Annotated in this window: 3 protein-coding genes; all 3 read left to right on the top strand. The window is 49.2% G+C overall.

Going from position 1 to position 15977, the window contains the following annotated elements; translation table 11 throughout:
• Positions 1 to 33: 33 nt before the first annotated feature.
• On the top strand, positions 34 to 594 hold the full coding sequence (atpH, locus tag B5Z18_RS18630) for an ATP synthase F1 subunit delta (RefSeq protein WP_079471014.1): 561 nt from the start codon (positions 34 to 36) through the stop codon (positions 592 to 594).
• Positions 595 to 676: 82 nt separating this feature from the next.
• Positions 677 to 2254 carry a F0F1 ATP synthase subunit alpha gene (gene atpA / locus B5Z18_RS18625; RefSeq protein WP_079471013.1) on the top strand — a complete coding sequence of 526 codons (1578 nt, stop codon included), beginning with the start codon at positions 677 to 679 and terminating at the stop codon, positions 2252 to 2254.
• 443 nt (positions 2255 to 2697) lie between these two features.
• A partial coding sequence (locus tag B5Z18_RS32330) for an Ig-like domain-containing protein (protein WP_159454355.1) occupies positions 2698 to 15977 on the top strand: 13280 nt, incomplete at its 3' end.

Genomic DNA, 15977 nt, shown 5'->3' with positions numbered 1-15977 from the left:
GGCTAACCGCTAAAAGCTAAAAGCTTTTTTAATATGCAGAATCCCCGTTTAGCATCCCGGTATGCAAAATCATTGATAGGACTGGCTCAGGAACTGAACCAGCTGGAAGTGGTGCATACAGACATGCTGTTCTTACAACAGGTGATGAAAAGCAACCCCGATGTGGTGAGTTTGCTTAAAAGCCCTATCATAAAGGCCGATAAAAAGCAGAAGATACTGGCCGCCATACTGGATGGCCGCATCAGTGCTACTACCATTTCCTTTATCAACCTGCTGGTGACCAAAGGCCGTGAAAGCGCACTGGCTGAAATGACCACTGAGTTTACCCGCCAGTACATGGTACTGAAAAACATCAGCCCGGTGAAAATCACTACCGCTGTTGCTTTGGATAATACCACCCTGGATGTGATCAAACAGAAAATTGCCAGCGAAACAACGCAGCAGATCCAGCTGGAAGCAGCGGTGAATGCTGACCTGATCGGCGGTTTCGTACTGGAAGCCAACGACCAGTTGTTCGATGCTTCTATCCTGCGTGATCTGAAAGATATTAAACAACAGTTTAACAAGAACATTTACGTATCTGACTTACGTTAATCTATACAGCAGCCGCTGCGTACACGCAAAGCTGTTGTCGTTATACTAATTTTCTCTAACGACTTTTTTTAAAATCATAATTATGGTTGATATTAAACCTGATGAAATTTCGGCGATTTTACGCCAGCAGTTAAGCAACTTCAATGCTTCTGCCGACCTGGAAGAGGTAGGTACTGTATTACAGGTGGGTGATGGTATTGCCCGCATATACGGATTAGGCAATGTAGGTTATGGTGAACTGGTTGAATTCAGCAATGGCGTAAAAGCAATTGCACTGAACCTGGAAGAAGACAACGTGGGTGTGGTATTGATGGGTCAGTCAGCAGGTATTAAAGAAGGTGATAAAGTACGTCGTACCAAGAAGATCGCTTCCATTAACGTGGGTGAAGGTGTTGTTGGCCGCGTAATCAATACACTGGGTGAGCCTATCGATGGTAAAGGCCCTATCAAAGGTGAACTGTATGAAATGCCGCTGGAGCGTAAAGCACCGGGTGTTCTGTACCGTGAACCAGTAAAAGAACCACTGCAAACAGGTGTAAAAGCAATTGATGCGATGATCCCTGTTGGTCGTGGTCAGCGTGAGCTGGTAATTGGTGACCGTCAAACAGGTAAAACAGCGATCTGTATTGATACGATCATCAACCAGAAAGAATTTTATGATGCAGGTAAACCTGTTTATTGCATATACGTGGCAATTGGCCAGAAAGCATCTACTGTTGCCGGTGTAATGAAAACATTACAGGAAGCAGGCGCTATGGCTTACACTACCATCGTAGCGGCTAATGCTGCTGATCCTGCACCGCTGCAGTTCTACGCTCCGTTTGCCGGCGCTGCAATCGGTGAATTCTTCCGTGACTCAGGTCGTCCTGCACTGATCGTTTATGATGATCTGTCCAAACAGGCGGTTGCTTACCGTGAGGTATCCCTGTTGCTGAAACGTCCTCCTGGCCGTGAAGCATATCCTGGTGACGTATTCTACCTGCATAGCCGTTTACTCGAGCGTGCTGCGAAAATCATCAGCAATGATGCCATCGCAAAACAGATGAACGACTTACCTGAATCTATCAGACACCTGGTAAAAGGTGGTGGTTCCCTGACAGCATTGCCAATCATCGAAACACAGGCGAGTGACGTATCTGCTTACATCCCTACCAACGTAATCTCCATCACCGATGGTCAGATCTTCCTGGAAGGTAACCTGTTCAACGCCGGTATCCGTCCTGCGATCAACGTAGGTATCTCTGTAAGCCGCGTGGGTGGTAACGCACAGATCAAATCCATGAAGAAAGTATCTGGTACCCTGAAACTCGATCAGGCTCAATACCGCGAAATGGAGGCCTTCTCCAAATTCGGTGGTGACCTGGATGCTGCTACCAAAGCAGTTATCGATAAAGGTGCCCGTAACGTGGAAATCCTGAAACAGGCTCAGTTCAGCCCGTACGCCGTAGAAAAACAGGTAGCTATGATTTACCTGGGTACAAACGGTTTGCTGCGTGATGTTCCTGTTAAACAGGTACGTGCTTTTGAAGAAGCCTTCCTGAATGAAATGCAGGTGCGCTTACCGGAAGTACTCGCTGAATTCAAGAAAGGTAACCTGCCTGAAGATGGCATCAAGAAAATGGTTACCCTGGCTAATGAACTGAAGCCAAGATTCGCATAAATAACAGCGTTCATCGCTAAAAATATAAGCACCCTTTGCCGTCAGGCGAAGGGTGTTTTTTTGTGTTGATACCCTTGTGTCTTTTTATATAAGAATGTCATTATATTATTTTTTATAAATCTTTTAAAAAAGAAAATATAATTGGGCTGCATTTTATATGGAGAGGTCGCTATACATTTGCTATTATAGTCCGTATCCAAAATCTAATTCGTCAGGGTTCCTGACAAGTTCATAATCCCCACTAAGAGTACTGTTCATTACCTCGCCACTTAGGAGCAAGTAAACACCAAAATTGAATCCGTGCGCCGTCTGTAAGCAAGTAGTTCGTCTTTTTTTCTTCAGTATTATTTTTTTTGGAAATCGAATACAGTTGCCTGAACCCCGGGTTAATGCGATTAGAAAATGTGTCTGTTCAGCAGTTGCCTGAGATGCAAAATGTTTCTATGAGAAAACTTTTGACCCTTTGTTCCATCGTATTATTCGCCTTATTTCCTACTGTATGTTGCCTGGCAGAAGGCAGTAAGGACATGTATCCTTCAGGCGCCCAGGGAAACAGGGCCTATATGACCAGTTCTTCTACCAATACCAGCGCGCTTATCGGGAACATCATCAATCCCGGAAGAATGTTCGTATATGCGAAAGCGGGAGAGGTGATCTATATCGGGTCCAGCGCACAGGGCATCGGATCGGGCACCACCAGGCTGATAGCGCCTAACGGTGCTGTATATACTACGGGAACTTCCATTACCACAGGACGGATCAACAGCCGGGCAGAAGAACTCGCCGGGCCTGCTGCCCTCACCGCCGGCGGTTACAGCGCTTACAACAGAACCGTATTGGCCGCTGAAGAAGGTATATGGACCGTTGAATTCACCTCACCCAATCCTTCGTCCGCATTAGGCACAGGGTATACTCCTCCCGCTGCAAATGCCAACTGGACAACCGCCAATCAAACCGCGGTAAGTACACTGGCGCTCATCGTGGCCTGGGATATCACCGTAGCCAGTGCCGGGGTACAAAAATCAGGACGTGTATACCTGAACATTTTTACCGGAAACGCCGGTACTGCCAGCTCTGCTTTTTATGGTAAATTTAATGTGCTCACAAAAGATGGCTTTACCTATACCGCTGCCGGTAATGGCATACAACCTTTCCTCTTTGCTTTTTTTGTAAATAACAAAGGCACCCGTGATAAAGCAACAGGTGTGCCTGTATATAAAAGTGTAGACCTTGTCCAGGTTACATCCGCCGGTGGCGCTTACTCCTTTCACAATCCCACTTTACCGGACGACGCCACCAATATTACCCAGAAGATGTTTTATAACCCGCCGGATAATACGCTGCCAACCACGGCTCCGGTTTGGGTGGGCACCGCCGCAGCATCTACCTGGCTGATCAGCACCCCTGTTGTGCCTACTGTTACCGATGTTTCTTTTACCGGAAAAGAAGGCACACCCGGTCAATCCGGCACACCACCCCTGGCCGGTGGTTATATCCGTTTTACCGCTAATCAGAATGGTAATTTCAGAATTTCAATAGATGTAAATAATAACGGAAGTACGAATGATCCGATAGACCGCATCATCACAGGATCATCTGTTTCAGGCGCTAACAGCATTTTATGGGACGGTAAAAACGGACAGGGAGGAGATGTAGCCAATGGCGCCACCGTTAATATATCGGTAGTATTGTTTTCAGGTGAAGTTCACTTCCCGTACATGGATGTGGAAAATAATCCGAATGGTATTGTTATCACACGCACCAATGGCTCCAATGCGCCCGATCCTACCGTTTACTGGAATGATGAACTGCTGGGCGCCGGCGCCGGCGCACCGGTACCGATTAACGCATCTGCCAGTCCGGGAGTTAACAGTAGCACTAACGGTCATAAATATACGAATAGTTATGGCGATAACAGTTTGCTGGATACCTGGGCTTATATTTTCAGTGCACCTATCTCGGCAACGGTAACGGTACGGCAACTTCAGGCAGATCTGCAGGTAGTAAACAACGATCCCAGTGTGGGCGCTATTTGTGTTGGCAGCAGGATTTCGTTTACCACCAGCATAAGGAATAACGGGCCGGATACCGCGCTGGGAGCGAAGTTTAACTTCTCTTTCCCTGCGGCTTTAACGGGTGTTACGGTAACACCCACTATTACCGGCACCGCTACGATTGTATCCGGCGGCGTTATTGGTAATGCATACAGCGCAACGGTGAATATGAACAACGGAGCAGTGATCTCTTATGTTATTTCAGGTACAGTGTCGGCAGTGCCTCCTGGTGGAAACCTGACAACCAAATCGAGCATACTCCGTCCCGCCGACGTAACAGATCCCGATGCCACCAATGCCACCAGCACTTCGCCTACAGATCCAGACGTGGAATGTAACGGTGCGCCATCGGGTACCGGCTGTAATAACATCTTAACGAATTCCATTCCCGTTTCTCCTACTATCGGAAGTAATAATGTGACTGCCGAACAGTCCATTTGTTTTGGCAATACGCCTGCACCTTTAATTGGCACCGCCATTTCCGGAACACCGGTATATTTATGGCAAAGCAGCACTGCCAGTGCTACCGCCGGTTTTACAGCTGTACCTGGCCTATCTAACGGTAAAGACTACACGCCAACAGCTTTGCAGCAAACTACCTGGTTCAGGAGAGTAGTTACAGCAGGAAGTTGCAGTGATACAAGCCTGGCGGTAATGATTAAAGTAAACCCAACGCTTACACCCGGCGTAATCAGCGGCAGCCAGGTGTTTTGCGGAAGTGGTAATCCAGTGGCATTCAGTCAGCCTGTTGCGCCTGACGGTGGAACAGGAACGTATGCTTACCGCTGGCAATCATCAACAGACAGTATCAACTTTACAGATATTTCCGGCGCCACTCAACAGCTATACGATGCGCCGGTGCTGAGCCAAAGTACCTGGTTCCGCAGGGTGGTGAGCAGTGCAGGATCAGGTTGCGCCGATGTGATTACAGATACCGTAGCCGTTAAGATTGATGCCTTGCCTACTGTGGCAAATGGGGGACCTGATCAACAGTTGTGTAACGTAACCGCCACTACGCTGGCGGCTAATGCAGCCACTACCGGTACCGGCTCATGGTTGCAGGTAGCAGGGCCCGCCGCCGTTACATTTGCAGATGCGGCGCTGCCGAATACGGGTATACAAAACCTTACGCCAGGTAATTATGTACTTACCTGGACCATCAGCAATGGCTCCTGCACACCATCTGTAGATACAGTACAGATACACATATATGCGCAGCCGGATGCAGCCAATGCTGGTCCCGATCAAACAAAAAATAACAGCGGCAGCTTTGTGATGAGTGCGAACGCACCGGTAAATGGTACGGGTGTTTGGACACAGATCAGCGGCACTGCCGCGATTGCGGATAATAGTAATCCCAATACCAATGTTACGCTGCAGCCCAATACCAGTGCTACACTCGTTTGGACTATCTCCAACGGAAACTGCGCAGCAGCAAGCGATACGGTGGTATTAACGTATACCCGTCAGGCTGATCTGACCATTACCAAATCTGATGCAGGCAACACTTATAAAACCGGTAGCCCACTTACTTATACCATCACCATCGAAAACCTGGGCCCTTCCAATGTTTCGGGCTTCCAGGTACAGGATCTGCTGCCGGCAAAAATGGAGAACGCTTCCTGGACTTCTGCTGTAAGTGGTGCGGGTGTTAGCTTACGGCCTTCTACCGGCACAGGTACATCTGTGAATCCAACCGGTGATCTGCCGTTTGCGGCAGGTAATAAAATTGTTATTACTGTAACCGGTAATGTAGCAGCTACGGCTATTGGTGGTGATACCATCACCAATACGGCTTCTGTTGTAAGCCCGGCAGATATGCCCGATCCTGTTGCTGCCAATAACACTTCAACAGTTAGTGGTATAGTGCCTAATAACCCACCGGTGGCAGTAACAGATAATTATACCACCACCAGGGATGTACCGGTAAGCGGCAATGTGCTGACTAACGACAGCGATCCCGAAAATCAACCTATTACCGTATCAACTACCTTGATTGAACAGCCGGCTCATGGAACTGTTGTGCAGAATACGGATGGCACCTTTACCTATACTCCACAGGCAGGCTTCGTTGGTGTTGATTTTTACCGGTACCAGGTATGTGATAACCAGGGCGCGTGTGCAACTGGTACGGTAAATATTACTGTGCAGATGGGAATAATAGATCTGAGCATTGCTAAAACTGCTTCCCCGGCTAACGCAACTGCAGGATCGCCGCTTACTTATACGATTACGGTTACCAATAACGGGCCTTCTACTGTATTGGCAGCAGAAACATTTACGGTAACAGATTCTTTACCGGATGGTTTCATTGCCAACAGCTATACCCCGTCTGAGGGCACATATTCAAGCAATAGCGGCAACTGGACAGGAGCGCTGCTGACGCCCGGAAAATCAGTAACGCTCACCATCGCCGGCGAGGTACAGGCGCAATATACAGGTGCCAGCCTGACCAATAGTGTAAAGGCAACGCCGCCTGCCACTACTACAGATCCTACTCCGGCTACTACTACGGTAGTTACCCCAGTGACGAAGTCGGTGGAAGTAAAGGTTACCAAAACAGATAATACTACTACTTATACTGCGGGAACTACTACCACTTACCAGATTAGTATCCTGAACAGCGGACCATCGGATTTAACCGGTGCTACCTTCCAGGACCCGCTCCCAACAGGTATTACTGTTGCCTCCTGGAGCGCCAATAGTTCCGGAGGAGCCCAGGCCAAAGAATCAGGTTCCGGACCCATTAATGAACCGGTGAACCTCCCGGCAGGCAGTGAAATCGTATATACGTTAACGATAGATATACCATCCGGTTACACCGGCCCGCTCACAAATACGGCCACCATTGTTATTCCGTCTGGCTACAACAATATTAATCCGGCCGGCAACAGTGCAACAGATACCGATACACCGGCTCCGCAAACGGATATCGAATTAACGAAAACCGGCCCTGCCAGCGGAACAGCCGGTACTGGTATCAGTTACCAGTTAACGATTGTCAATAACGGTCCTTCCGATGTAGCAGGTGTAGTGATTGCAGATCAGGTACCTGTGCAGATACAAAACCCGGTATGGACAGTTACCACCAATGGCAGTGCTACTGCCAGCGTAACCGGTGGTAATGGCGCCGTTAATTTCACTGCTGGTTTACCTGCAGGTGCGGGCAATACCATCATTGTAAATATCAGCGGTACTATAAATTCCGCTGCTACCGGAAATCTTTCTAATACAGCTACCGCCACGCCTCCGGCAGGCACCCCGGTTTCTTCCAATACAGTAAATACCACGCTGATAAATAGTACTGGTCTTACCCTGGTTAAACAAGGCCCGGCAACAGGTCGTGTAGCGGCTGGTGAGGCTATCAACTATGTGCTGCGGTTGGTGAATGCTGGTCCTTCAGATGCAACAGGTGTAATACTAACGGATGTAGTACCCGCTGCGATCACTGGTACTACCTGGTCGGTTGCGGCCACCGGTACGGCAGCTATTGCCACAGGAGCGGCATCAGGAGGTACGGGCAATAATGTGAGTACAGTGGTGAACATTCCTGCCGGCGCAGGCAATGCTATCATTGTACAAATCAATGGTACCGTGGCATCCGGTGCGCAGGATACACTAACGAATACCGCTACCGCAGCATTGCCGGGTGATACTACAGTTACTGCTGTTAATAAAACGGTGGTAGATAACCAACCCGGACTACAGATAGTAAAGGCTGGTCCCGCAACAGTAGATGCAGGAACAGACATCACGTACACGATTACCGTTACTAACACCGGTCCTTCAGATGCCCTGCAGGCGGTTATTACAGATGAGGTAGGAGCCACACTCCTGACTAATGTGACCTGGACCGCTACCGCCTCCGGCAACGCTGTGATCAATAGCGGGGCTAACGGTAACGGCAATACGTTAACAGTGAACGCTAATATTCCGGCGGGAAATAATAACACCATTACTATTGTAGTACATGGAACGGTGCGTTCCGGCGCAACCGGCAATATCAACAATATTGCGGAGGTAGGTGTAACCGGTCAGCAACCTGTTAATTCCAACGAAATTATTACGAAGATCAATAACACGCCGGGCCTGATACTCACGAAGAGCGGCCCTGCAACCGCAGATGCAGGCAGCACTATCAGCTATCTCCTGCAAATCAATAACAGCGGTCCTTCCGATGCGTTTAAGGCAGCACTGAATGATACACTGCCGGCAGCCATCCAGAACCCGGTGTTAAAAGTAGTAACGAATGGCAGTGCATCTTACTTTACTGCGGATATTAATAACGGCGTATTACAATTGATTGGCGATATTCCTGCGGGCGACAGCAACTACATCCTGGTGTATGTAACAGGTAAAATCAATCCATCTTTCACCGGACAAATTACTAACCGGGCTGTTGTTGGTACCGTGGGTGGTACCCCCGTAACATCAGATCCTGTTGTTACTACCGTAAGCAGTAATCCTGGCATAGCATTATTGAAGAGCGCTCCGGATACCGCAGTGGCAGGGCAAACGGTTACCTATACACTGGTAGCCACCAACAATGGTTTGTCTGATGCTACTAATGTAGCCATCACTGATGTGGTGCCGGCGTCTTTACTAAATACGCAGTGGACCGCTACTACTACGGGAGGCGCTACTATTGTCAGCGGTGCAACCGGCACCGGTAACACGGTAAACGTTACCGGTAATATTCCTGCGGGTGCGGGTGAAACGATCATAATTACGGTGCAGGGTACGCTGGCATCATCCGCTACGGGAAATCTGTCTAATCATTTTACAGCAGTCGTTAACGGCAACACGGTTACATCAGATACGGTACAAACTCATATTATCAGTAAACCAGTGTTGCAGATCACCAAAACCGGTACAACGGATGTTTCCGCCGGCGGTAGGATCCGGTATACTTTACAGGTAGAAAACACTGGTGTGTCCGATGCAACGGGTGTGAATATATCAGACAGCGTAAATGCTATTGTACAGAATATCAGCTGGACATCCGCTACAGGTGGTGGTGCGGCTATTATCACCGGAGCTACCGGTAATGGTAATATAGTGGCCGTAACAGCGAACATTCCTGCCGGTGGTACGGTAACGGTTACTATAGATGGTACTGTTAGTCCTGCTGCTGCGGGAACGCTGCAAAATACAGCCACCGCATCGGTTACCGGTGCCCCAACGGTACACGCAGCAGTAACTACTTTAATCACCAATGATCCTGCGATAGATATCAGCAAAACAGGTCCTGCGCAAATAAAGGCGGGCGAAGAAGTGAGCTACCAGTTGGTGATCACCAACTTTGGTGTGTCTGATGCGCGCGGCATCATCATACAGGATATTGTGCCGGCTGCCATCACCAATGTGAAATGGACAAGCAGTGTTACCGGCAGTGGAAATATTATCAGCGGCGCTACCGGTACTGGCAATAATGTAACATTGGATGCAGATTTGACTGCGGGTACCGCTAATCACATCTTTGTAAATATAACCGGTAAACTGGCGGCCAGTTATACAGGAATCCTTACTAACTCGGCATCTGTAGTGGTGCCGGGTAAAGACACGGCGAGGAGCGACAGCATTATTACCACCGTGATCAATGCACCTGGTATCCAGGTGGTGAAGAGCGCTCCGGACACTATTCCTGCAGGCAGTAACATCACCTTTACGGTCACCGTAACCAATATTGGTCCATCAGATGCGCCGGCCGTTACCATTGCAGACATTGTACCGGCAGCGGTGCAAAATGTAACCTGGTCGGCTGTAACAGCTGGTAACGCATCTGTACAAACAGGCGCCGGCAGCGGAAATAGTATCTCCCTGAACGGAGCTGTTGCCGCGGGCGCGGGCAACAGTATTACACTGACCATTCATGGAACCGTAAACCCGGCAGCTACCGGCGATATTAAGAATACCGCTACGGTTACACCGGCCGGAAATACACCGGTTACTTCTAATGAAACTACTACGCATATAGGTAAACAATCTGCCTTGATTTTAAGCAAGACGGGACCTGCAGAAGTACCTGCCGGCGGAAAGATTGTTTACCAGATCACACTGCATAACAACGGTCCATCGGATGCTGCCGGCTTACAACTGAGAGATACCGTGCCGGTTGCTATTGGTAATGTAACCTGGAGGGCAGTAGCAACAGGAAATGCGGTGATACATGGTAATGCTTTGGACACCGGTAACCTGGTGAACATCTCTGCAGATATTGCAGCCGGTGCTACCAACGGAGTAGTGGTAACGATTGAAGGAACGATTGATCCTGCCTACACGGGAGTACCGTTGCGGAATACGGCGTACGTTACTTCTCCTGATCTGCCAGTAACGGTAACGGATACACTGATTACCAAAGTAACATCGCTTGCGCGTCTCGTGCTGACCAAGAACGGACCGGGAAGTGCATTCAGCGGTGATACTATTACTTATACCATCCGACTGTCTAACGCAGGTCCATCCGATGCGAAGAGCATCAACATCACCGATGTTATTAACCCGGCCATACTTCAACCGGTATGGACCGCAGTTACCAGCGGCACCGGCACTACCGTGAGCAGTAATAACGGCGCCGGGGATGTTCAGCTCACCGCTGATATTCCGGCATCTTCCGGACATGCTGTTGATATAACGGTAACGGGTAAACTGGATCCGGAATTCGCCGGTGCTGAAATCACTAATACCGTTACCGCCGTTGTTCCGGGTGATACGCCGTTTGTTTCCAATGTAACCACAGCAACCAGCCGCAAGGCCAGTTTGCGTGTGGTGAAGAGTGGACCCGCTACCGCAGTAGCCGGTGAAAAAATAAGTTACACCATTACGGTTACCAATGAAGGACCATCCAATATAAGCGGCGCTACTATTTCGGATGTTATTCCAACCAGTATTCTTCAACCAACATGGACTGCTGTTGCCAATGGTGCAGGAAGTTTTGCATCAGCAGGTAGTGGTACCGGAGATGTGACCCTGCAGGCTAATATACCTGCCGGCACGGGTAGTATTGACATCGTGGTAAATGGTACGCTGGACCCTGCTACCGTAAGTGGTAACAGCGTTACTAATACCGTTACAGTAACACCGCCGCCGGGTATGACGAATACCAACCCTGCTACCGCCAGTGTTATCACCAATGTAACGAAGGAAGCGGACATGGTGATTGTGAAATCCGGCCCGGCCAATATAGCAGCAGGACAGGAAATTACCTATAAGCTGTTAGTCACCAACAATGGTATTTCCAATGTAAATGTTGCCACTATCACCGATGTAGTGCCGGGCGTAATCCATATCACCAGTGTAAACGCACTGGCAAGTGGAAATGCAATTGCGGGCAGCCCTGTGCTAACCGGTAACACGGTTAGCCTGAATGCCAGTGTAGATGCAGGTCCGGGTAACAATGTGATGGTTACCATCACCGGTACTGTAGACCCTGCGGCTACCGGTACAATATCCAATACTGCTGTAGTAGGAGTTCCGGCTACCGTGACGGAAACCAATCCTGCCAATAACACCAGCAGTATTCACACCAACATCACTACCGATCTGGGTTTGCAGGTATCTAAATCAGGACCGGCAAGTGTAAATGTAAATGACCAGATCACTTATACTATTGTACTGAGCAACAACGGGCTGTCTGATGCAAATGAAGTATTTGTTACAGATAACATTCCTGCTGCGATTACGGGAGCAACGTGGACTGCAGTGGTAAGTGGAAATGCTTCTATGGTCAACCTCAGCGGCAGTGGCTCCATCAACAATGAAAGAGCATCGATCGGCGGCAGCAACAGCGGTACTATTACCATTACCATCACCGGTAATGTGAGTCCGGCTGCAGCTGGTACCATCACTAACACCGTTACTGCTTCTGCAGGCACCACTAAAGTAAGTACGGTGGTTACTTCCATTAACAATTCTGCTGACCTGAGAATTAATAAAACCGCTCCTGCAATAATAGCCGCAGGTAAGGAAATCACTTATGTGATTACAGTAAATAACGCAGGCCCTGCAAACGTAACAGGGGCCGTGATTACAGACAATGTTCCGGTGGGTATTACCAATGTGCAGTGGATAGCCATAGGCGCCGGTGGCGCTACAGTAGCCACTGGCAATGGTAACGGCAATGCCATTTCATTAACAGGAGATATCCCGGCAAACAGTGGTGTTATTACTATTACAGTAAAAGGCATTGTAGATCCTGCATTCAGCGGGGTACTCAGCAATACAGCTACTGCTACACCACCAACAGGCGTAACAGATCCAACACCGGGTACGGTGACTGTAAATACGCAGGTAACTGCGGTACCAGGATTATCAATCCTTAAATCAGGACCCGCACAAATAGCCGGTGGCGACACCGTAAGGTATACACTCGACATCCGGAATAACGGACCTTCCAGTGCCACCGGTGTAAGCATCAGGGATACTGTTCCTGTTGAATTGAAAAATGTGAAATGGACTGCCATCGCTGTCAATGCCACTATTATCAGTGGAGGAACCGGCACCGGTAATTCCCTGAATATGACGGGCAACATCCCGGTAGGGGGACTCATAAGAGTAACCATTACGGGTAATTCCGATCCTGCATTTACCGGTAATATTATGAACAGGGCAGTAGCTGAAGGTAACGGACAATCAGTTTTAAGTAATGAAGTAAATACACAGATTATTAATCAGCCGGGTATTGGTATCAGTAAATCCGGCCCGGCCACCGTGGCTGCCGGCGCGCAGGTAGCATACACTATCGCTGTAACCAACACCGGCATTTCTACTGCGCAGGGAATTACCGTGAGTGATGTGCTGCCACCTGCATTGAAGAATGCGTTGTGGTCTGCTACCGCCAGTGGCAGCGCCGTTATCAACGGAGGTAACATCAGCAATCAATCCGGCAATGTGAACTTCCAGGCAACTATACCGCCGGGAGCCGCCAATACTATCCTGGTAACGGTAAATGGAACAGCCGATCCTGCTGCTTCCGGTACGCTTGTAAACGTAGCCACGGTAACACCTCTTACAGGCGCTGCACTCACAGATACAGTAACCACGGTGATCACCACCGTTAGTGGTGTCAGGCTGGTGAAAGCAGCACCGGATACTGCAGCAGCAGGCAACGCCATTTCTTATACGGTAGATGTGTATAACGATGGTCCGTCTGATGCAACCAATATCCTGGTAACAGATACGTTGCCGGCTGGTCTGCAAAATGTGCGGTGGTCGGCTACTGCGGCGGGTACAGCTACTATCAGCGGTGGCAACCTGCAACAACAACCAGGTAATGTAAGCTTCACCGCCAGCATTCCGGCGGGCGCTGCGAATGTGATACACGTAGTGATTACCGCTACTATTCCTTCTTCTCAAACAGGGGCATTAAGCAACCAGGCCAATGCACATACCGGCGGAGTGGATTATCCGTCTAACGAAGTAGTAACGCAGGTAACCGGTAAGCCGGGATTACAGCTGATCAAGTCTGGTCCGCCAAAAGCCGCTGCTGGCAGCACTATCAGTTATAGCCTTGTTTTGAGCAACGACGGTCCATCTGATGCATCAAATGTAACAGTAACCGACCTGCTTCCGGCTGAATTGCAAAACCCGGTATGGTCTGCCGTGGCACAGGGCGCCGCCGCTATTAATGGTGGCAATATTACAAACAGAACCGGCAATGTTAGTTTGATAGCTAACGTACCGGCAGGTGCAGGTAATCGTATAGTGATTAACGTAAGTGGTAGTATCGCCGCTTCCTTCTCCGGAAATATTACTAATACCGCTGCTTACACCCTGAATACGGTGACCACAAATACACCACCGGTGATTACAGTAGTGGAGAAACGGGCAACAATAAGAATCAATAAATCAGCACCGGATTCTATGACCGCAGGAGGTATAATTAATTATACGCTGCTGGTAGCCAACGATGGTCCATCTGATGCCGATAGCGTTACTATTACAGATATAGTGCCTGCTGCAGTGCAACAGGTAACGTGGAATGCAGTGGCTACGGGTGGTACGCTGATAGGTGCATCATCCGGTACCGGTAACAATATCAATGTACGCGGAAGCATTCCGGCAGGTGCAGGCAATAATATCCTGGTAACGATTACCGGCACTATCGCACCGGGATTATCAGGTATCGTACAAAACAAGGCGCAGGTAAGTATACGGGGAAATATAGTTTCCGGAGATTCTGTTAATACGCATATCCTCAACAAACCGGGCGTACAATTCACAAAATCCGGTCCGCAGAAAGCCATCGCCGGTAACAACATCAGTTATGTAATAACGCTCGCAAACGATGGCCCATCTGATCTGATCAATGCTGCTGTAACAGATGTAGTGCCGCCGCAAATAACGGATGTAAACTGGACTATTGCCCTGAAAGGCAGTGCCACCCTGGCTCCCGGCACCCCGGTTTCAGGCGTGGGTAACCGGATCTCTTTTAATGCCGGCGTACCGGCAGGTACGGGCAACGGCATACAGGTGACCATCACCGGAAGGGTAAATCCCGATTACGAAGGCAATATCACCAATACTGCTACGGCTACCGATAGCACCGGTAATGAATATACTTCCGTTACCAGTATGACAGTTACCAAAGAAGCAGCTGTTAAACTGGATAAAATAGGACCGGCCACCGTTAAGGCCGGCAGCAGTATCAGCTATGTGATTACCGCCTCCAACCAGGGACCGTCTGATGTAAAAGGATTTGTGATCACCGATGTGGTGCCTGCAGCAGTAACCAACGTAAGCTGGGCAGCCGTGGCCAACGGTAATACACAGATAACCGGACCGGTCACTGGAACGGGTAATAACATACAGCTTCAGGGCGACATCGCCGCAGGCGCGGGTAATGTGATACAGATCACAGTGAATGGCACCATCGCGGCAAACGTAACAACAACTGCAATTACCAACACCGCTACCGGAACTAAAGGAGACGGAACTACTATCACTTCTCCAACCGTAACAACAACCATTCAGCATGCGCCGGGCATTAGTATTTCGAAGGTGGCGCCGCCAACGGTGAATGCCGGAGACAGTTTGCAATATGTGATCACAGTAGGCAATACAGGTCCGTCAGATGCCACCAATGTAAAGATCAGTGATATAGTTCCTGCGGGAGTTACCAATGTGAGCTGGACGGCCACCACGGCCGGAAACGCGCAGATCATTGGCGCAGCTGCAGGTACGGGCAGCCCTGTGAACCTGACAGCAAATATCGCCGCCGGAAACGGTAATACTGTTCAGATCCGCATCATCGGAAAAATTGCGCCGGGCTTCACAGATAGTATTGTGAACACTGCCAGTGCAACAGATGCTGCCGGCAAAACAGTTACATCTAAAGTAACTACACAGGTAATCAGTAAATCAGTATTGAGTATTACCAAAACAGGCAGTGGCCAGGTAAATGCAGGCGATACTATTCGCTATGTGATTACGGCTTCCAATGCAGGACCTTCCAACGCTACCGGCGTGAACATCACCGATATAGTACCGGCAGCTATCAGCCAGGTGACCTGGACTGCCACTGCGGGCGGTACTTCACAGGTCATCAGCGCAGCTACAGGCAGTGGTAATAACATATCAGTAAATGCCAATATCGCTGCGGGTCCGGGCAACAGCATCGTGATAAATATTACCGGTGTGGTGCCTGCAAATGCTACAGTCACTTCACTGTC

Origin of the sequence: Chitinophaga ginsengisegetis, from assembly GCF_900168065.1 — a bacterium.
Lineage (GTDB): Bacteria > Bacteroidota > Bacteroidia > Chitinophagales > Chitinophagaceae > Chitinophaga > Chitinophaga ginsengisegetis.
Note: the sequence above shows the minus strand (reverse complement) of the source record. Positions and strands in the feature narration are given on the sequence as shown.

Coding starts and splice junctions, on each gene's coding strand:
- atpA (WP_079471013.1), top strand. CDS start 677: ATGGTTGATATTAAACCTGATGAAATTTCGGCGATTTTACGCCAGCAG.
- atpH (WP_079471014.1), top strand. CDS start 34: ATGCAGAATCCCCGTTTAGCATCCCGGTATGCAAAATCATTGATAGGA.